15 protein-coding genes and 1 other RNA gene are annotated in these 20,384 nt (G+C 63.7%); 5 read left to right on the forward strand and 11 right to left on the reverse strand.

Annotated elements, in window-relative coordinates; genetic code table 11:
- The first annotated feature begins 11 nt into the window (after window positions 1-11).
- Window positions 12-560 carry an adenine phosphoribosyltransferase gene (locus tag EJA05_RS19690; protein ID WP_028692867.1) on the forward strand — a complete coding sequence of 183 codons (549 nt, stop codon included), beginning with the start codon at window positions 12-14 and terminating at the stop codon, window positions 558-560.
- A 94-nt stretch (window positions 561-654) separates the two neighbouring features.
- Here the strand turns inward: EJA05_RS19690 and recR are convergent, their stop codons facing one another.
- The 3 genes from recR to dnaX form a co-directional block, all read right to left on the reverse strand.
- The gene (gene recR, locus EJA05_RS19695) at window positions 655-1,257 is read right to left on the reverse strand and encodes a recombination mediator RecR (RefSeq protein ID WP_125464932.1); all 603 of its coding nucleotides are present in this window, start codon (window positions 1,255-1,257) and stop codon (window positions 655-657) included.
- Between the two features lie 88 nt (window positions 1,258-1,345).
- Complete coding sequence (locus tag EJA05_RS19700; RefSeq protein WP_110991796.1) at window positions 1,346-1,681, reverse strand: YbaB/EbfC family nucleoid-associated protein; 336 nt, start codon at window positions 1,679-1,681, stop codon at window positions 1,346-1,348.
- Between the two features lie 64 nt (window positions 1,682-1,745).
- The gene (dnaX, locus tag EJA05_RS19705; RefSeq protein WP_125859487.1) at window positions 1,746-3,806 is read right to left on the reverse strand and encodes a DNA polymerase III subunit gamma/tau; all 2,061 of its coding nucleotides are present in this window, start codon (window positions 3,804-3,806) and stop codon (window positions 1,746-1,748) included.
- A gap of 132 nt (window positions 3,807-3,938) precedes the next feature.
- Between dnaX and EJA05_RS19710 the strand changes: the two genes are divergently transcribed.
- A complete protein-coding gene (locus EJA05_RS19710) occupies window positions 3,939-4,706 on the forward strand; it encodes a substrate-binding periplasmic protein (protein ID WP_125859488.1) in 768 nt (255 codons plus the stop codon).
- Here the strand turns inward: EJA05_RS19710 and EJA05_RS19715 are convergent.
- Entirely contained in the window at window positions 4,703-5,197 is a 495-nt protein-coding gene (locus tag EJA05_RS19715) for a DUF2938 domain-containing protein (RefSeq protein ID WP_125859489.1), read from the reverse strand. The two genes, EJA05_RS19710 and EJA05_RS19715, sit on opposite strands and share 4 nt — an antisense overlap.
- 85 nt (window positions 5,198-5,282) lie before the next feature.
- Here EJA05_RS19715 and EJA05_RS19720 point away from each other — a divergent pair, with 85 nt between their 5' ends.
- A complete protein-coding gene (locus EJA05_RS19720) occupies window positions 5,283-5,687 on the forward strand; it encodes a helix-turn-helix domain-containing protein (RefSeq protein WP_125859490.1) in 405 nt (134 codons plus the stop codon).
- Window positions 5,688-5,698: 11 nt separating this feature from the next.
- Here EJA05_RS19720 and EJA05_RS19725 read toward each other — a convergent pair whose 3' ends face one another.
- The 7 genes from EJA05_RS19725 to EJA05_RS19755 all read right to left on the reverse strand — a co-directional run bounded on the left by EJA05_RS19725 (window position 5,699) and on the right by EJA05_RS19755 (window position 16,196).
- On the reverse strand, window positions 5,699-7,666 hold the full coding sequence (locus tag EJA05_RS19725) for a DEAD/DEAH box helicase family protein (protein ID WP_125859491.1): 1,968 nt from the start codon (window positions 7,664-7,666) through the stop codon (window positions 5,699-5,701).
- Between the two features lie 24 nt (window positions 7,667-7,690).
- Window positions 7,691-8,086, reverse strand: a complete 396-nt coding sequence (locus tag EJA05_RS19730) for a hypothetical protein (RefSeq protein ID WP_125859492.1) — start codon at window positions 8,084-8,086, stop codon at window positions 7,691-7,693.
- A 161-nt stretch (window positions 8,087-8,247) separates the two neighbouring features.
- Window positions 8,248-8,344, reverse strand: an RNA gene (gene ffs / locus EJA05_RS19735) — signal recognition particle sRNA small type.
- A 145-nt stretch (window positions 8,345-8,489) separates the two neighbouring features.
- A complete protein-coding gene (gene ligA, locus EJA05_RS19740) occupies window positions 8,490-10,844 on the reverse strand; it encodes an NAD-dependent DNA ligase LigA (protein WP_125859493.1) in 2,355 nt (784 codons plus the stop codon).
- 102 nt (window positions 10,845-10,946) lie between these two features.
- Entirely contained in the window at window positions 10,947-11,840 is an 894-nt protein-coding gene (zipA, locus tag EJA05_RS19745; RefSeq protein WP_125859494.1) for a cell division protein ZipA, read from the reverse strand.
- 204 nt (window positions 11,841-12,044) lie between these two features.
- Complete coding sequence (smc, locus tag EJA05_RS19750; protein ID WP_125859495.1) at window positions 12,045-15,533, reverse strand: chromosome segregation protein SMC; 3,489 nt, start codon at window positions 15,531-15,533, stop codon at window positions 12,045-12,047.
- 3 nt (window positions 15,534-15,536) lie between these two features.
- Window positions 15,537-16,196, reverse strand: coding sequence for a GntR family transcriptional regulator (locus EJA05_RS19755; protein WP_125859496.1), 660 nt, complete (start codon window positions 16,194-16,196; stop codon window positions 15,537-15,539).
- A 270-nt stretch (window positions 16,197-16,466) separates the two neighbouring features.
- Here EJA05_RS19755 and xdhA point away from each other — a divergent pair, with 270 nt between their 5' ends.
- Window positions 16,467-17,921, forward strand: a complete 1,455-nt coding sequence (xdhA, locus tag EJA05_RS19760; protein ID WP_125859497.1) for a xanthine dehydrogenase small subunit — start codon at window positions 16,467-16,469, stop codon at window positions 17,919-17,921.
- The gene (gene xdhB, locus EJA05_RS19765) at window positions 17,914-20,313 is read left to right on the forward strand and encodes a xanthine dehydrogenase molybdopterin binding subunit (RefSeq protein WP_125859498.1); all 2,400 of its coding nucleotides are present in this window, start codon (window positions 17,914-17,916) and stop codon (window positions 20,311-20,313) included. Before xdhA ends, xdhB begins: the two co-directional genes overlap by 8 nt.
- Window positions 20,314-20,384 lie beyond the last annotated feature (71 nt).

Raw genomic sequence — 20,384 nt, forward strand, 5'->3', positions numbered from 1 at the left:
ATACCCGCACCATGCACAGCGACACTTTCGACCTCAAAGCCCTGATTCGCCCGGTAGTGGACTTCCCTAAACCCGGGGTCATCTTCCGCGATATCACCCCGTTGTTCCAATCGCCGCGTGGGCTGCGCTACGTCGCTGACCAGTTCATCGAGCGCTATGTCGAGGCCGAGTTCAGCCATATCGGTGCCATGGATGCGCGGGGCTTCCTGATCGGCTCGATCATCGCCCACCAGTTGAACAAGCCGCTGATTCTGTTCCGCAAGCAAGGCAAGCTGCCGGCCGACGTGCTGTCGGAGGGTTACCAGACCGAGTACGGCGAAGCCTTCCTGGAAGTGCATGCCGACAGCCTGTGCGAAGGGGATTCGGTGCTGATCTTCGATGACCTGATCGCCACCGGTGGCACCCTGCTGGCGGCAGCCAACCTGGTGCGCCGCACCGGGGCACAGGTGTTCGAGGCCGCAGCGATCATCGATTTGCCAGAGCTGGAAGGCTCGCGCCGGCTGCAGGCGGCCGGGGTGCCGACCTTCTGCCTGACCGAGTTCTCGCTCAGCGAATACTGAAAGCAGCTGCAAGCTGCAAGCTGCAAGTAAAAGCAAGTCGATGCAGAACCTATTTTGCTTGCCGCTTGGAGCTTGGAGCTTGGAGCTTGGAGCTTCAAAGCGAAATCGGCCTGCGCCCGGCAAACGCATGGGCCAAGGTCCCGCCATCCACCAGCTCCAGTTCGCCACCCAGAGGTACGCCATGGGCGATACGCGTGGTGCTCAAGCCCTTTTCGGCCAGCAGCTGGGCGATGTAGTGGGCCGTCGCCTCCCCTTCCACCGTGGGGTTGGTCGCCAGGATCACTTCACTGAAAGTGCCCTGCTCTTCGATGCGCGCCATGAGCTGCGGAATACCGATCGCATCCGGCCCCAGGCCATCGAGCGGCGACAGGTGCCCCTTGAGCACGAAGTAACGGCCGCGATAGCCGGCCTGCTCCACTGCAAACATATCCATCGGCCCTTCGACCACGCACAGCTGGCTGTCATCACGGCGCGGGTCGGCGCACTGCGGGCACAGCTCCTGCTCGGTCAGGGTCCGGCACTGGCGGCAATGGCCAACGCCGTCCATGGCCTGGCTCAGGGCCTGGGCCAGGCGCGTACCGCCACTGCGGTCGCGTTCGAGCAGTTGCAGGGCCATGCGCTGGGCGGTTTTCTGGCCGACACCGGGCAGAATGCGCAGGGCGTCGATCAGTTGGCGGATCAGGGGGCTGAAGCTCATGTATGCGGGCCTGCCAGTTCAGGAAACAGAATGAACAAGGGAGCAACGACCGCCTGGCCGTTGCTCCCCCGGGGTAACGCGACGCCGATCAGAACGGCATCTTGAAGCCAGGCGGCAGCTGCATGCCGGCAGTCATGCCACCCATCTTCTCCTGGCTGCTCTGCTCGATCTTGCGCACGGCATCGTTGAGCGCGGCGGCGATCAGGTCTTCGAGCACTTCCTTGTCGTCGGCGTCAGCCGACATCAGGCTGTCATCGATGCTGACGCGCTTGACGTCGTGGCGACCGGTCATCACCACGCTGACCAGGCCACCACCGGACTGGCCGGTGACTTCGGCGTTAGCCAGTTCTTCCTGCATCTTCTGCATCTTTTCCTGCATCTGCTGGGCCTGCTTCATCAGGCCGGCCATGCCACCTTTCATCATGGGGGTATACCTCGATTGGTTCATGTAATGCGGCCGCGCACAGGGCCGGCCGCATGGTTATCCGTTATTGGCCCTGGCTGGCCAGGGCATCCACAGGCTCAATAGTATCCTGGCGCACCGTCGCGCCGAACTGCTGGATCATCTGCTGGATCAATGGATCCTGCTCGATCGACAGCACCGCGTCATGCTGGCGTTCGGCGCGCTTGCGGGACGCGGCCTGGGCCGGGGTTTCCTGTTCCGGGCGTATCAGTTCGATCTTGAGCCGGATGTCGCGCCCCAGCTGCTGGTTGAGCGCATCGTTGAGGCGGCGCTGTTGCGTGCTGTTGAACAACGCCCCCTGGCCCGGGTCCAGGTGCAGCAGCCAGTCGTCGCCATCGGCGGCGATCAAGGTACAGTTCGCGGCGATGTTGCCTGTCATACCCGAGACAGGCAACTGTGGGAATAATTCCAGCCATTGCAGGGCCAGACCTGTGGCAGGCCGAGCGGCCGGCAGAGGTTCGGGCGCCTTTGCGGGCTGGTCTTCCTGCACATGCTCGGCCAGTTCATCGAGGTAACTGAAGCCCGCCGGGTCGCTGTCCGCGACATAGTAGTCTTCGTCCGCCGGTGGCTCATCGTCGCGGTCCATGCCCGCCGGGTTGTACGCAGACGGATCGAAGGGTGGCTCGTCGTAGTCCGGCTGGCTGCTGGCGGTCTCAGCAACGGGCGCCTCGACCACCACAGGCTCGGGCTGCGGCGCGGCCACGACAGGCACAGGCGGTGCGGCGGGCTCTTCCCAGGGCAGGTCGATCACTGCCTCGACCGGTTCAGGCTCGGGTTCAGGCTCGGGTGCCGGGGCTGGCTCGGGCTGCGCGGCAGGCGCTTCAACCACGGCCTCGGCGACGACAGGCACCTCTACCGGGGCCTGAACGGCGGCTGGCGCGACAACAGGTTCAACGGGCGCTGCGACGGCAACTGCCGCAGCTGCCACCGGTGGGGCCGGATCAGCTGTGGCCTGGCTGATCCCCACCGGCTTTAGTACCGGTTTCGGTGCATCGTCGCTGTCAGCCGGGCGGAACGCCAGCATGCGCAGCAGGACCATTTCGAAGCCGCCACGCGGGTCGGGCGCCAGCGGCAGGTCGCGACGGCCAATCAGGCCCATCTGGTAGTAGAACTGTACGTCCTCGGCGGGCAGTGCCTGGGCCAGCGCCAGCACCCGATCACGGTCGCCCTGGCCGTTGTCGACCGCCTCGGGCAACGCCTGGGCGATCGCCACACGGTGCAGCACGTTGAGCATTTCCGAGAGCACGCCGTTCCAGTCCGGCCCCTGCTCGGCGAGGTGGCGCACCGCTTCCAGCAATGCCCGGGCATCGCCGTCGAGCAGTGCCTGCAGCACACCGTACACCTGGCCGTGGTCAAGCGTGCCGAGCATGGCCCGCACATCAGCCGCCAGCACCTTGCCTTCGCCAAAGGCGATGGCCTGGTCGGTCAGGCTCATGGCGTCGCGCATCGAGCCGTCGGCAGCGCGGCCCAGCAACCACAGGGCGTCGTCTTCGAACGGCACGTTCTCGGCACCCAGCACATGGCTGAGGTGCTCGACCACCCGCTCCGGGCTCATGTTCTTCAGCGAGAACTGCAGGCAGCGCGACAGGATGGTTGCCGGCAGCTTCTGCGGGTCGGTGGTGGCAAGGATGAACTTGACGTAGGGCGGCGGCTCTTCCAGCGTCTTCAACAAGGCGTTGAAGGAGTGGGTCGAGAGCATGTGCACTTCGTCGATCAGGTAGACCTTGAAGCGCCCGCGGCTGGGGGCGTACTGCACGTTGTCGAGCAGCTCGCGGGTATCCTCGACCTTGGTGCGGCTGGCGGCGTCGATCTCGATCAGGTCGACGAAGCGGCCTTCGTCGATCTCGCGGCACACCGAGCAGGTCCCGCAGGGCGTGGAGGTGATGCCGGTTTCGCAGTTCAGGCACTTGGCGATGATCCGCGCGATGGTGGTCTTGCCCACCCCACGGGTGCCGGTGAACAGGTACGCATGGTGCAGGCGCTGGTTGTCCAGGGCGTTGATCAAAGCCTTGAGCACATGGGTCTGGCCGACCATTTCGCGGAACGAGCGCGGACGCCATTTACGTGCAAGAACCTGATAACTCATCAAAAAACCATCGTGACCGGAGCGGGCGGAAAGAGCGCTAATGCTAGCGGAGCGAGGGGGAAATTGCACCCTGCGGATCTCGTCTAAGCTCAGCAGCAGGCATAGCTCCGGGCTGATCAGGGAGGATGAGACGTGCGGCGAGCCTTGGTCCTCCTGTGGTTATGCAGTGCATACAGCCTGGCCGAGCCGCCAGTTTTGCGCTTTTCCGTGGCCGAGAGCTGGAGCATGCCGCTGATGCGCATCGAGCAGGGGCAGCCGGTGGAGGGCATTCTGTTCGAGCTGATGCAGGCTGCGGCCCGCGAAGCGGGGGTACGGGCGCAGTACCATGTGATGGCCCGGCTGCGATTGCAGGAGGCCATGGAGAACGGCGACATCGACGTGCGCTGTTATGTCTCCACCCAATGGCTGACCAGCCGCCCCGGCGATTACCTGTGGAGCATCCCGCTCATCGAGCAGCGCGACCTGCTGGTCGGCCGCCCCGGCGACAGCGCCACTAGCGCCGACGCCCTCCCCCCACAGGCGCTGGGCACCGTGCTGGGCTACAGCTACCCCACCCTCGCCCCACTATTTGCCCGCGGCCAGTTGCAGCGCGAAGACAGCCGCAATCAGGAGCTGGCCCTGCAAAAGCTGCTGGCCGGGCGCTATCGGCATGCCGTGAGCAACCAGCTGTCGCTGCAATGGTTCAACCGTGGGCTGCCGGCGGCTAAACAACTGCGTGGGCTGGCGGTGCTGGAAGAACAGGCGCTGAGCTGCATGGTGCGCAACGATCCGGCGCTACCGACACAGGCGGTGCTCAGGGCGTTTGTGAGGCTCAAGCAATCCGGAGAGGTCGAGCGAATCATCGAGCGTTACACCCAAGCGCTGCCCGCGCCACCTGTCGCCGACAGCAAAGATCTCTAGCCTACGAGCCACAGCACACCGAGCGCGGCCAGGTACAGACCGCTGCCAAACACACAATGCGTTGCCAGGCTGCGCAAGCAACTCTTCAGCGGCGCTGGCGTATTGGCGGCAAAGTACCCCGCGCCCAGTGCCGGCTGTATCACGCACAGCGGCACCAGCACCGAGACAACTCCGAACGACAACGCTGGGAGCAGCGATGGCTGACCCAGCCACGCCTCCCCGGCCAGCGCGATCAGCAGGCCGGCAAACAGCAGCCCGGTGGCATAGTGCAGCACCCAACCCCACGCCAGCTCACCGCGAACCGGTGCGGCCTTGCCGATCGCTGCGTGCCGCCAGCGCCCCTCCAGCAGATGCCCCGCCCAGCGGCCGACCATGGCGTAGTTCAGGGTCGTAACGCCCAGGCGCCTGAGCAGCAGCGTCCACAGGTCCATCACCAGCGTGGCGCCGATGCCGATGAACAGGACGGAGGAAATCAATGAGGAGACGGTCATGGCGAAGGCCCTGGGCAGATTGACGGAAATGGTCTTTGCCGAGCAGCATGCAAGTTGAAGTCAACTTCAAGTCAAGGGGCCCAAGATGGATATTGCCGATGTCGCCAGGCGCAGTGGTGTGCCGGCTTCGACCTTGCGCTACTACGCCAACAAGGGCCTGCTCACGGCATTGTCCGGCCGGGGTCAGCGCCGTCAGTTCCCGGCCGACACGCCCGAGCGCCTGGCGTTGATCGCCCTGGGCCAGGCGGCCGGGTTTTCGCTGGATGAGGTGGCGGCGATGCTGGCCGAGCAGCAGGTCGACCGGCAATTGCTGCTGGCCAAGGCCGACGAGATCGACCAGCGGATCAAGCGCCTGCAGGCGATGAGCAAGGGGTTGCGGCATGCGGCGGTGTGCCCCGAGGAGCATCACCTGCAGTGCCCGACCTTCCAGCGCTTGATGAAGGTGTCCGCCAGCCAGGGAAAACGGAAAAAACACGATCTAAACCACTAACCGATTTCAACTCAAAAACCATACAGTTCGCGGAATTGTCCCTTATGGTAGTTGATCCACTCATCCACATCGTAAGGTAGAAAGACCTGGCGACGGGCGCGAGATAGAGCGATATACACCTCGCAAATTCGCGCATCGAAAGCATATGCATCCTTGAAGCGGTTGGTAGACATCAACTCTGGCGTCAGCAGCACCCGGTCAAACTCCTGGCCCCCAGCATCTTGGGCCTGTATCAGCTTCAAACTTGAGGGATGGTTCCGCACTCTCGAGCACAGCGACTGAACGTCGGCCACAAAGTAGCCTTTCTCAAGAACTGCCTCCACCCACTTGAACGATTCGTCGTATTGGTTTTCCTCACAGACTTGTTGCCAACTCAGCACCTGTGAAAAGTACGGATGCATGGGCTCCTGATCGACCTGAGTCTGCGGATAGTATTCAGATTTGAACAGCCCAACCACAGACCGCATAAAATGCGCCATGTTGGTAAAACGCTGCTCATCGACCAATGCCAAATCATCAGTATCCTCGGCAAAACTGATCCACCCTTGCGATGCCAGTTCCATCGCCCACTTCATGGTGTCCCATGGGGAAGCGGTCAGAATCACGCAGCCCGTAGGCGGTACAAAACCTTCGGGAAAACGCTCGATGACCACATCGGCGCTGCCCGCTCCCTCAAAGGCAACTTTTGATTTGTAGCTGTGCTGGCTGATGAGCGGGTTGATCAATTTCTCGACCTTAGGTCCGGAGCGAACGGAAAAAACCACTTCCCGCCGTCGCACTTCACGCTGCCATTGGAGCCCTGGCCCCTTGGGTTTCTGGTACTCATCACCCAACGTGATCAATGCCTGTTTGCCACGCTCAATTATCTGCATGAGAGACTGAGGTACATCCTGGCTTTCGTCGATAAGGATGTGGCTAATCTGACGCGCCACTGTGCCTCCCTCAAGACTTGCCCGCTTGACCTTTAGCAACGCCTCGAAACCGGTGAATCGATCCCAGTCCATGCCAAAATACAGGCGCTTCCAAACTCGGCTTGAGTACTCAAGCAGGACCTGCTGCTCCATCGAGCTCAAGGGGCGTGCAAAGTGCGGCAAGTGTCGACGCGAAATCGCATGATCACGGGATTCGCAGTAGCGTTTCAAAATATCGAGGCAGATATCGACTACTCGCTCGGGCGCATACTTACGAAAACCCAGAATACCAAGCTCAGCCGCCAGCCCCGACTTACCTTGCCAGCGTGATTTTTCAGCTAGCACCCCCTGCCCCGCTAAGAGACTCTGTGCGAGCTCACCAAATGTCTGCTCCCGGAACCATGCACTGGCACCTATTCTTTTTCGAAGGGCATCAAGCTTGCTCTTCGTGCGCGCGAGAATGAGCACTCGCCCCCTAGGCAACACGTCTTTTAAAGCGCCTAACAAATGACTTTTGCCAATTCCTGCATAACCTTGCACATCCAGATGCTCATCCAGATTAGCTCGGAGAGTTCGCAGTAGCTTATCCTGCTCGGCAGTCAGCCAACGCTCTCGATTGAACCCTGTAACGACCTGCTGACTGAATGGGTTTAGCGCGTGGAACCTGTTAACCCTAAAGCAGAAATCCCACTTCCCGTCCGGCAACAAATACTCACGCGCCGAAACCTGGGCCGATTCGAGAAAACGAACTTTGGAGGCCTTGAGCGCCTCCAGGCCAAAGTACAGTTTTCCCGCGTCAAACAACCTGCGCGCTTCCGACAGCACGCTGACATTTTTTGTGTGTTTTCCGTCGACATCCCAGTCGATCAGTTTGCCCAACAATACTTCCGCCTTCACGTGATCGACCTTGCCGCCGCTCAGCGGCAGGTTCTGAATGACCATCAGCGCCGCGAGTTCCGGGTTGCTCAGGGCATCCAGCGTCAGCTGCCCTTGCAGCACACCCTCACAGGTTTCCGCTGTAATCGGGAGATAGATCGGACTGGAAAAATCGAAGTGTTCTGGCTGCATACGAACTCCGGCACGGAGAATTCTTCAGGATGTGGTGCTGCTGGGCTCTGAACCGACCGACAGTTCGAACTGGTAAGCACCCAGTGAACCCGCCATGCCGCCAGGGTGACGGGCACCCGGCTGAGGCTCATCAAGCACGCCATCGAGTTCGTGCAGTGCCAGCTCCAGCAACTTGCGCAGGTCACGCACGCTGCCTGCCGATAGGTTCAAATGCAGTTCGAGCAGGGCCTGGGCCGCGGCAACAGGCGCTGGCGGCGTTGCCTCGGCGAGAATGCGCTCGTGCTCCTCTTCCATCTGGTCGAGCACCTGCGACAGTTCCAGCACCCGCTCGGGGCTGGCGGCCATCTGGTCCTTGATTTCCAGGCGGCGCATTTGCCATTCCCGGATCTTGTGACGGGTGAGGTCGTCGACATGTTCCACGGTCGCTATCTCCTGGCCGAACGGACTGACACGCTGGGTGCATGATAAGGCGCCACGCACGATTGTGCAGGGGTAAAGGCTTGCGCGGGCGTAAAGAGAGGGTACAGGCGGGGTACGAAAGGTGCGCGAAGCGAAAATGCCTGCGCCCAAAATGGAGGCGGCCCCACCAGCCACACCCCGGCACTCAATGTCCCCGCCTTGGCTGCTTCCTTCCGGACCTGACCAGGTAAACGGGTAATCAATGCGGGGGGACCGATGGGGCCACCACGACGGCTCGCCAAGTGACGAGCCGCGCCATTGTACCGTTCTGCGCTGAAGTTACAACCTTTGCTTGAGAAAAAACCATCATTTCTCAAGGACTTGTGGTTGCTTGTTCGCGGGGCAAGCCCGCTCCCACGGGCGGTTAGAGGTTAATGCCCTGCCCGGCCATGAAGGCCACGAACTGTTCCTCGTCCAGCACCTTGACCCCCAGCTCACCGGCCTTGGCCAGCTTCGAGCCGGCACCGGGGCCGGCGACCACGCAGTGGGTCTTGCCAGAAACCGAGCCCGACACTTTCGCCCCCAGGCTTTCCAGCTTCTCCTTGGCGACATCCCGGCTCATGCGCTCCAGCGTGCCGGTCAGCACCCAGGTCTGGCCGGCCAGGGGCAGGCCCTCGGCGGTTTTCTTCTCGCAGGACCAGTGCATGCCGAATTCGAGCAACTGGGCTTCGATGGCCCGGGCCAACTGCTGGTTGGCTTCCACCTTGAAGAACTCGCGCACACCCTCGGCCTGTTTGGTATTCAACGCCTGACGCAAATCGATGCCGTCGGCGGCGATGATCTTGTCCAGCGTGCCCAGCTTGTCCACCAACTTCTCGGCACCGGTCGGGCCGACCGAAGGGATGTCGAGCTTGGCCAGCATCCCGGCCAGGGTGGTGCAGGCGGCGAACTCGGCGGCGAGCTCGCCCTCGTCCTGCAACTGCATGCCACTGACCAGCAATTGCTCGATCACTTCGCGGTTGTGCTCGGCCTCGAAGAAGTTGTGGATCTCGTAGGCCACTTCCAGGCCAATGTCCGGCAGGTAGGTGAGCACCTGGGGCAGCGCCACCTGTACCCGCGCCAGGCTGCCCAGCGAACGGGCCAACACCTTGGCGGTCTCCTCGCCGACATCGGGGATGCCCAGGGCAAAGATGAAGCGCGCCAGGGGCGGACGCTTGCTGGCCTCGATGGCTTCGAGCAATTTGCGGCTGGACACCTCGGCGAAGCCTTCCAGCGCGACCACTTGCTCGAACTCAAGCTTGTAGAGGTCGGCCGGCGAGCGGATCAGGCCTTCGTCGACCAGTTGCTCGACGCTCTTCTCGCCCAGGCCGTCGATGTCCATGGCCCGGCGCGACACATAGTGGATGATCGCCTGCTTGAGCTGGGCTGCGCAGCTCAAGCGGCCGACACAGCGGTACACCGCGCCTTCGCTGGTGGTCGCCTTGCCCTTGCTGCGCTTGACCAGCTGCGTGCGCTCGACCTGCGAGCCGCACACCGGGCAGGCGCTGGGCACCTGCACCGGCCGAGCATCGGCCGGGCGACGCTCGGCCACCACTTGCATCACCTGCGGGATCACGTCGCCGGCACGGCGGATGATGACCGTGTCGCCGATGCACAGGCCAAGACGGGCGACTTCATCCATGTTGTGCAGGGTGGCATTGGACACGGTAACCCCGGCCACCTTGACCGGTTTCAACCGCGCCACGGGCGTTACCGCGCCGGTACGGCCGACCTGAAACTCGACGTCGAGCACCTCGGTGAGCTCTTCCATGGCCGGGAACTTGTGGGCGATCGCCCAGCGCGGTTCACGGGCGCGGAAACCCAGCTCGCGCTGCGCGGCCAGGCTGTTGACCTTGAACACCACCCCGTCGATCTCGTAGGGCAGGCTATTGCGCCGCTCGCCGATATCCCGGTAGTAAGCCAGGCACTCTTCGATGCCAGCCGCGTGCCGCAGCTCGCGGCTGATGGGCAGGCCCCAGCCCCTGAGCTTCTCGAGAATGCCGATATGGCTGTCACCGAAAGGCTCCGACACCTGGCCGACGCCATAGCAGCAGAACTCCAGCGGGCGGCTGGCGGTGATCTTCGAGTCCAGTTGGCGCAGGCTGCCGGCGGCAGCGTTGCGCGGGTTGGCGAAGGTCTTGCCACCGGCTTCGGCCTGGGCAGCGTTGAGCCGGTCGAAACCAGCCTTGCTCATGTACACCTCGCCACGCACCTCCAGCACTGCCGGCCAGCCCTCGCCCTGCAGCTTGAGCGGAATGTTGCGCACGGTACGCACGTTGGCGCTGATGTCTTCGCCGGTGGTGCCGTCGCCGCGGGTAGCCCCCTGCACCAGCTGGCCGTCGCGATACAGCAAGCTGACCGCCAGGCCGTCGAGCTTGGGTTCGCAGCTGTAATCGACAGCGGCGCGGGCAGCGAACAGATCGCCGCCGGGAAGGTCGAGGCCCTCGACCACGCGACGGTCGAAATCACGCAAATCGTCTTCTTCGAAGGCGTTGCCCAGGCTGAGCATGGGCACTTCGTGGCGCACCTGGCTGAACGCCGCCAGCGCCGCACCGCCTACCCGCTGAGTGGGCGAGTCGGGGGTCACCAGGTGCGGGTGCTCGGCCTCCAGCGCCTTGAGTTCATTGAACAGCCGGTCGTACTCGGCGTCCGGCACACTGGGCTCGTCGAGCACGTAGTAGCGGTGGTTGTGCTGGTCGAGCTCGGCGCGCAGTTCATGGATTCGGGTTTCGGCGTTCATGTTTTCGTCTTCTCGTGCAAAGCAAAAGAGCAGCCCCAGGCTGCTCTTTTGCTTGAATCATCGCGGTGCGGACCGAGGCAAGGGCCGCCCCGCTGGTGTGTGTCAGCGTTTCTGCGTCAGCGCCCGGCGCTCGAACTCGACGATACGCTGGCGGTAGTGCTCGATGGTCTGGGCGGTGAGCACGCTGCGCTGGTCGTCCTTGAGCTCGCCGTTGAGCTCGTGGGACAGCTTGCGCGCGGCGGCGACCATCACGTCGAAGGCCTGCTTGGGGTGGCGCGGGCCAGGCAAGCCAAGGAAGAAGCTCACGGCACGGGTGCTGAAGTGGTCGATGTCGTCCAGGTCGAACACGCCGGGCTTGACCGCGTTGGCCATGGAGAACAGCACCTCGCCGTGGCCAGCCATGCTTTCGTGGCGATGGAAGATGTCCATCTCGCCGAAGCGCAGGCCGCTTTCCAGGATGTTCTGCAACAGGGCCGGGCCCTTGAAGCCGCCTTCATCGCGGGAGATGACGCTGATCACCAGCACTTCTTCCATCGGCGGCAGTTCCCTGGCTGGGGTGCTGGCGCTGCTGGCTGGGGCGCTGTTGCGGCTGCTGTTGTCGACAACCACTTCATCGTCGCTTTCGGCGAACAGGTCGGGCTCGCGCTCGGCGGCGAGATTGAGGTCGCCCTGCTGTGGCTCGCTGTTGCTGCGCTTGCCGCGCTTGGGCTGCTTGGCCGGTTTGGCTTCACGCTCGCGCTCACGCTCACGCGCCGGCGCAGTCAGCGACGGCAGGTCGGTCTCGTCCAGCTCGGGCTCTTTGTGCGTATCCAGCACACGTGAAGGGCCGAGCACTTCGGCACTGCCCTCATCGTCCTGGGCATTGGCGTAGCTACGGTCCAGACGGAATTTCAACTTGCCCTTGCCGCCGCGCATGCGACGCCAGCCGTCGAAAAGAATCCCGGCAATGACAATGACGCCGATGAGGATCAGCCACTCGCGCAGACCGATTTCCATGTAATCCCGTGCCTCTATAAAAAATATGCTTGAAAACAAAGGCTTCAAAGGCCTTTAACACGTGGCGCCAACTCTATGTTCTGACAGGCGTTTTACCCACGCAAAAACAAGTGACGTAAAGCTAGCACGACCAAAGGCAACTTTACACCGTCTGTCGCACCTGCTGCGGATTTTACCTGCTTGATCGCATCCAATCTTCCTTTGTCATGCATCGACCATGGCCAAGGCCTCCTCGACATCCACCGCCACAAGACGTGAACAGCCCGGCTCGTGCATGGTCACCCCCATCAATTGATCGGCCATTTCCATGGCAATCTTGTTGTGGGTGATATAGATGAACTGCACGCTCTCGCTCATTTCCTTCACCAGGCGCGCATAGCGCCCGACGTTGGCGTCGTCCAGCGGTGCATCGACTTCGTCGAGCATGCAGAACGGCGCCGGGTTCAGCTTGAAGATGGCGAACACCAGCGCGAGGGCGGTCAACGCCTTCTCGCCGCCGGACAGCAAATGGATCGTGCTGTTTTTCTTGCCCGGCGGGCGCGCCATGATCGTCACCCCTGTATCGAGTAAATCTTCGCCCGTCAGTTCCAGATAAGCGCTGCCGCCACCGAAAACTTTTGGGAAAAGTGCCTGTAATCCGGCATTTATCTGATCAAAGGTATCCTTGAAGCGGTTGCGGGTTTCCTTGTCGATCTTGCGGATGACGTTTTCCAGGGTCTCCAGCGCTTCGACCAGGTCGGCATTCTGGGCGTCCAGGTAACGCTTGCGCTCGGACTGCTGCTCGTACTCCTCGATGGCCGCCAGGTTGATCGCGCCCAGGCGCTGGATGCGCCCATCGAGCTGCTCCAGTTCCTGTTCGGTGCCCTGCTCGCTGGCGTGTTCATCGAGTGTGGCAAGCACGCCCGGAAGATCGTAGCCGTCGGCCAGCAATTGTTCCTGCAAGGTCTTGCGCCGTACATCCAGGCCCTGGGACTCCAGGCGCTGCTGCTCCAGCTGGCCACGCAACAACTGCGATTGCTGCTCGGCCTGGGTGCGGCGGCGCTCGGCATCGCGCAGTTCGCGGTCGGCTTCGTCCATGTGCAGGCGGGCCTGGCGCATCTCTTCGTCGACGCTCATGCGCCGCTCAAGCAGCTCTTCGAGCTTGAGGCGCAGCTCTTCCTGGGGCGCCTCACCCTCCTCCAGGTTCAGGCTCAGCTGTTCCTGACGTTCGCCCAGGCGCGCGGCCTGTTGCTCCAGGCGTTCGAGGGCCTGGCGGGTGGAGTCGTGCTGGGCGCGCAGCGAGCCCAGGCGCACGGCCAGTTGATGAGCATGGTCCTTGTGCTGGCGGGCTTCCTGGCGGATACGGTCGAGGCCTTCGCGCAGGCTGTCGCGCCGGGCCATCAGTTGCTCGCGCTGCTCGGTGTCCTGGGCCATCAGGTCGAGGGCGTCCTGCAGCAGCAGGCGCGACTCGCCCAACTGCTCGTGTTCCAGGGCGCGCTGTTCCTGCAGCTCAGCCAGTTCTTCGTGCAGACGCTTACGGCGCAGTTCGAGCTGCTCGGCGCGGGCGCGGCCGGCGGACAGGCGCGCTTTGAGCTCGCCATGCTGGCGGCTCTCATCCTGGCTGCGGCGGCGCAGCTGTTCGCGCTGCTCTTCCAGGTCGAGCTGCTGCTCACGCAGGCGCTGCAACTGCTCATCCAACTGTTCCAGCTGCGCTTGCTGCTCCAGTTGCTCCTGGCCCAGGCGCTCGATTTCCTGGCCTCGGGCCAGCACACCACCCTGAGACTCACCGCCACGGCTGATGCGCAGGAAGTGCTGCCCAACCCAGTAGCCGTCGCGACTGACCAGGCTGTGGCCTTCGGCCAAGGTCGGGCGCAGGGCCAGCGCCTGCTCCAGGCTTTCCACCGGCTTGACCAGGCCAAGCCAGGGCGACAGATCGGTGCGCCCTTCGACCTTGTCGAGCAGGCTGCCGGGAATACTTGTTCCCTTGCCCGCGCTCAGCAGCAAGCGCAGCTCGCCCTGCTCCAGCGCGGCAAATTCGAGGTTGTCGAAGCCTTCCAACAGCACGGCCTGCAGATCGGCACCCAGCACTGTCTCGACCGCCAGTTCCCAGCCGGGCTCGACCCTCAGGCCTTCGGCCAGGCGCGGCTGCTGCTGCAAGCCCTGCCCACGCAACCAGTCGGCGGCGCCAGCGCCCGGCTCCAGCGCAGCTTGCTGCAAGGCTTCCAGGGACGCCAGGCGGCCACCGAGACGCTGCAGGTCGCCTTGCTGTTGCTGCTGCGCCTGGCTGGACTGCTGCAACTGCTCACGCAGCGCCTCGAGCCGCTCGACCACCTGCTGCTCCTGCAGTTGCAGCTCTTCAAGCAACAGTTCGCTGCCGAGCACCTGCTCAGCCAGGTCGAGCATTTCAGCATCTTGCGGGTCGGCGACCAGTTGCTCGTCTTCCTCGCCCAGCTTGCGCTGACGCTCGCCCAGGCGCTCCAGGCTGGTTTCAAGCTGGGCCAGGCGCGCCTGCTGCACTTCTGCCTGGCGACGCGGCTCGGCGGAGCGGGCATTGAAGCTGTCCCACTGTTCCTGCCAGCCGTGCATGCCCAGCTCGGCCTCCTCCAGCGCCGCAGCGGCTTCTTCGGCGGCGGCCAGGGTAAGCTCCTGTTCGGGCTCGAGCATCTGCAACTCTTCACCGAGGGTGGCCAGCAACGTGCGGTCATGGCCCAGGTGCGATTCGGTTTCCAGGCGGGTGCGCTCGGCCTCTTTCAGGTCGTCCTGCAACTGGCGCAGGCGCTGCTGGCCGTGCTGGATACTCTGCTCGACCCGGGCGATATCGCCGGCCACCGAATAGAAGCGGCCCTGCACCTGGTTGAAGCGTTCGGACAATTCGTGATGGCCATCGCGCAGGCGCTCGATGCTGGCATCGGCATTGCGCTGCTCGGCCACCAGGGCCTCGAAGGCGATTTCCTGGTCACCGATGACGCTTTCGCGCTGGCGCACGCGATCATCCAGGTCGCGCCAGCGCAGGGCCGCCAGGCGCGCCTTGAGCTGGCGCTCCTGGGCCTTGTATTCACGGTATTTTTCGGCGGCCTGGGCCTGGCGGTGCAGGCGTTCGAGCTGGCGCTCCAGCTCTTCGCGCAGGTCGGTCAGGCGGGCCAGGTTTTCCTGGGTGCGACGGATACGGTTCTCGGTTTCGCGGCGGCGCTCCTTGTACTTGGAGATGCCGGCCGCTTCTTCGATGAAGTTGCGCAGTTCTTCAGGCTTGGCTTCGATCAGCTTGGAGATCATGCCCTGCTCGATAATCGAGTAACTGCGCGGGCCCAGGCCTGTACCGAGGAAAATGTCGGTGATATCGCGGCGGCGGCACTTGGTACCGTTCAGGTAATAAGTGTTCTGCGCGTCGCGGGTGACCTTGCGCCGGATCGAAATCTCGGCGTACGCGGCGTACTCACCCACCAGGGTGTTATCGCTGTTGTCGAACACCAGCTCGATGCTGGCCTGGCTGACCGGCTTGCGGCTGGTGGAGCCGTTGAAGATGACGTCGGTCATCGACTCGCCGCGCAGGTTCTTCGCCGAGCTCTCGCCCATCACCCAGCGCACCGCGTCGATGATGTTGGACTTGCCGCAGCCGTTGGGGCCGACCACGGCCGCCATGTTGCTGGGGAAGTTGACCGTGGTCGGGTCGACGAACGACTTGAAACCGGCCAGGCGAATGCACTTCAGGCGCATCGGTCAGATCCGCGCCAAGGCCGCCAGCACCAGCTCGCAGCTGCGCTGGCAATAGGCGGTGAGCACCTCGCGGATGCGTGGCTGGTCACGGGCGACCACGGCTTCGAGCAGGCGGGCGAACAGGTTGAGGTAATCGACCATGTTGGCCTGGCGCTGGTCGAGCGCCAGGTAGTAGGCGCGGCTCATGGCCGGCTGCAGGTTCTCGACGGTTTCCTGCAGATAGGGGTTGTTGGCGAACGAATAAGCGGCGCGCATTACCGCGAAACTGTCGGCGACGAAGGCTTTGATGTCCTGCTTGGCGTGAGCCTGGGTCAGGCGCTGCTGGATTTCCAGGAACGGGCGCAGGTCGGCCTCGGTGCGCCAATGCAGGGCAACGGCATTGCCCAGCAGGATGTAGAACTCGCCCATCAGCGCGCACAGGCTGCGCACGCTGTTTTCGTCGAGCTCTGTCACATGGGCGCCGCGCCGCGGCAGGATCGCCACCAGGTGGCGACGCTCGAGAATCAGCAGCGCCTCGCGCACCGAACCACGGCTGACGTTGAGGGCCTGGGTGACCTTCTGCTCCTGGATGCGCTCGCCGGGCGCGAGTTCGCCGCGGATGATCCGCTCGGCCAGGTAGTGGGCAATTTGCTCGGAGAGGCTGTCCGGCGCCTTGAACGTCATGGTTTTCCTTCGAAATCAGATCGCTGTGCACAAGCGCGCGATTGTAGCGCACTTGCCCGGCGCTCGCGCAGGGGGGATCGCGTGCTTTGTGCGACTGCCCGGTCAACCCTGTTGCCCGGCGCGAACTATGCTTGGGAAAGGTTCCTTGAGGCGGTTCGGTAGTGGCGCAGGCAATTTCTTGACCTTTGAGTCAGAAAATTATTGACCAAGAGGTCAGCCCTTGCTTAGAGTCCGCCCGAACAACAATAAAACCATTGCGAGGCCCTCCCCGTGATCCAGTTTCTCGTCAACCAGGAGCTGCGCAACGAGCATGCCCTGGACCCGAACATGACGGTGCTGCAGTACCTGCGTGAGCACCTGGGCAAACCCGGCACCAAGGAAGGCTGCGCCAGCGGCGACTGCGGCGCCTGCACCGTGGTCGTCGGCGAACTCGTCGCCGACGAACTGGGTAGTGACAGCATCCGCTACCGCAGCCTCAACTCGTGCCTGACGTTTGTCTCTTCCCTTCACGGTAAACAGCTGATCAGCGTAGAAGGCCTCAAACACCAGGGCGAACTGCACAGCGTGCAGAAAGCCATGGCCGATTGCCATGGCTCGCAGTGCGGTTTCTGCACCCCCGGTTTCGTCATGTCGCTGTTCGCCCTGCAGAAAAACAGCGAAGGCCACGACCTGCACCAGGCCCAGGAAGCCCTGGCCGGCAACCTCTGCCGCTGCACCGGTTACCGGCCGATCCTCGACGCTGCCGAGCAGAGCTGCGCCCGCCCCTGCCGCGACCAGTTCGACGCGCAGCAGGCGCAGACCATCGCCCGCCTCAAGGCCATCGCCCCGCAACAGACCGGTGAACTCAACAGCGGCGACAAGCGCTGCCTGGTCCCCCTGACCGTGGCCGACCTGGCCGACCTCTACAGCTCGCACCCCGAGGCGCGCCTGCTGGCCGGTGGTACCGACCTGGCCCTGGAAGTCACCCAGTTCCACCGCACCCTGCCGGTGATGATCTACGTCGGCCATGTCGCCGAACTCAAGCGCATCGAAAAGACCGCCACCCACCTGGAAATCGGCGCCGCCACCCCGCTGACCGACTGCTATGGCGCCCTGAACGAGGAGTACTCCGACTTCGGCGAGCTGCTGCACCGCTTCGCTTCGCTGCAGATCCGCAACCAGGGCACCCTGGGCGGCAACATCGGCAACGCCTCGCCGATCGGCGACTCGCCGCCCCTGCTGATCGCCCTCGATGCGCAGATCGTCCTGCGCCAGGGCGAGCGCCAGCGTACCCTGGCCCTGGAAGACTACTTCATCGACTACCGCATCACTGCCCGTCAGGACAGCGAGTTCATCGAGAAGATCATCGTCCCCCGTGCCACCAGCGACTGGGCGTTCCGCGCCTACAAGGTGTCCAAGCGCCTGGATGACGACATTTCCGCGGTGTGCGCGGCGTTCAACCTGAGCATCGAGAACGGTGTGGTCAGTGGCGTACGCGTGGCTTTCGGCGGCATGGCCGCGATCCCCAAGCGCGCCCGCGCCTGCGAAGCCGCCCTGCGCGGCAAGCCCTGGAACCAGGCCACCGTCGAGCGCGCCTGCCAGGCCCTGGCCGAAGACTTCACCCCGCTCAGCGACTTCCGCGCCAGCCGCGAGTATCGCCTGCTGACCGCGCAGAACCTGCTGCGCAAGTACTTCATCGAACTGCAATCGCCGCACATCGAAACCCGGGTGACCGACTATGTCTAACCATCACGCCGTCAAGAGCCAGGCCGAGATGGCCGCACTGTTCAGCCAGGACCTGACCACCGGGGTCGGCCGCAGCCTCAAGCACGACAGCGCCGACAAGCATGTGGCGGGCGAAGCGGTGTATATCGACGACCGCCTGGAGTTCCCCAACCAGCTGCACGTCTATGCGCGCACCGCTGACCGTGCCCATGCGCGGATCCTGAGCATCGATACCACGCCGTGCTACCAGTTCGAAGGCGTGCGCATCGCCATCACCCATGAAGACATTCCGGGCCTGAAGGACATCGGCCCGGTGGTGGCTGGCGACCCGCTGCTGGCCATCGACAAGGTCGAGTTCTTCGGCCAGCCAGTGCTCGCCGTCGCCGCCCGCGATCTGGAAACCGCACGCCGCGCGGCCATGGCCGCGATCATCGAATACGAAGACCTGGAGCCGGTGCTCGACGTGGTCGAGGCCCTGCGCAAGAAGCACTTCGTGCTCGACAGCCACACCCACCAGCGCGGCGACTCGGCCAGCGCCCTGGCCAGCGCCCCGCACCGCATCCAGGGCACCCTGCACATCGGTGGCCAGGAGCACTTCTACCTGGAAACCCAGATCAGCTCGGTGATGCCCGCTGAAGACGGCGGCATGATCGTGTTCTGCTCCACCCAGAACCCCACCGAGGTGCAGAAGCTGGTGGCCGAAGTGCTCGACGTGCCGATGCACAAGATCGTCGTCGACATGCGCCGCATGGGTGGCGGCTTCGGCGGCAAGGAAACCCAGGCCGCCAGCCCCGCGTGCCTGTGCGCGGTGATCGCGCGCCTGACCGGCCAGCCGACCAAGATGCGCCTGCCACGGGTCGAAGACATGACCATGACCGGCAAGCGTCACCCGTTCTACGTCGAATACGACGTGGGCTTCGACGACAGCGGCCGCCTGCACGGCATCAACTTCGACCTGGCCGGCAACTGCGGCTACTCGCCGGACCTGTCCGGTTCGATCGTCGACCGCGCCATGTTCCACTCCGACAACGCCTACTACCTGGGCGATGCCACGGTGCATGGCCACCGCTGCAAGACCAACACCGCCTCCAACACCGCCTACCGCGGCTTCGGCGGCCCACAGGGGATGGTCGCCATCGAGCAGGTGATGGACCATATCGCCCGCCATCTGGCGCTCGACCCGCTGGCGGTGCGCAAGGCCAACTACTACGGCAAGACCGAACGCAACGTCACCCACTACTACCAGACCGTTGAGCACAACATGCTCGAGGAGATGACCGCAGAGCTCGAGGCCAGCAGCGACTACCATGAGCGCCGCGAGTCGATCCGCCGTTTCAACGCCAACAGCCCGGTGCTGAAAAAAGGCCTGGCGCTGACCCCGGTCAAGTTCGGCATTTCGTTCACCGCCACCTTCCTCAACCAGGCCGGCGCGCTGATCCACATCTACACCGACGGCAGTATCCACCTGAACCACGGCGGCACCGAGATGGGCCAGGGCCTGAACACCAAGGTTGCCCAGGTGGTGGCAGAAGTGTTCCAGGTGGATTTCAACCGCATCCAGATCACCGCCACCAACACCGACAAGGTGCCCAACACCTCGCCGACCGCCGCATCCAGCGGCGCCGACCTGAACGGCAAGGCCGCGCAGAACGCCGCCGAGATCCTCAAGAAGCGCCTGACCGAGTTCGCCGCGCGGCATTACAACGTCACCGAGGAAGACATCGAGTTCCGCAACGGCCATGTGCGCGCCCGCGACCAGATCGTCAGCTTCGAGCAACTGGTGCAGCAGGCTTACTTCGCCCAGGTTTCGCTGTCGACCACCGGGTTCTACCGCACGCCGAAGATTTTCTACGACCGCAGCCAGGCACGCGGCCGGCCGTTCTACTACTTCGCCTTCGGCGCCGCCTGCGTCGAGGTGGTGGTGGACACCCTGACCGGCGAATACAAGATGCTGCGCGCCGACATCCTGCATGACGTGGGCGACTCGCTGAACCCGGCCATCGATATCGGCCAGGTCGAGGGCGGCTTCGTCCAGGGCATGGGCTGGCTGACCACCGAAGAACTGGTGTGGAACGCCAAGGGCAAGCTGATGACCAATGGCCCGGCCAGCTACAAGATCCCGGCGGTTGCCGATATGCCGATCGACCTGCGCGTGAAGCTGGTGGAAAACCGCAAGAACCCCGAGGACACGGTGTTCCATTCCAAGGCCGTGGGCGAGCCACCCTTCATGCTCGGCATCGCCGCCTGGTGCGCGATCAAGGACGCGGTGGCGAGCATCGCCGACTACCGCGTGCAGCCGAACATCGACGCGCCGTCGACGCCGGAGCGGGTGCTGTGGGGCTGCGAGCAGATGCGCAAGGCCGTGGCTGCGCAGCAGCCTGTGGAGCCCGCATTGGAAACCGTCACTCACTGACAACAAGGCCCCATGTGGGAGCGGGTTCACCCGCGAAGCAGGCACTGCGGTGCATGGCACCGGCTTCGCCG

Origin of the sequence: Pseudomonas oryziphila (assembly GCF_003940825.1) — a bacterium.
Classification (GTDB): Bacteria; Pseudomonadota; Gammaproteobacteria; order Pseudomonadales; family Pseudomonadaceae; genus Aquipseudomonas; species Aquipseudomonas sichuanensis.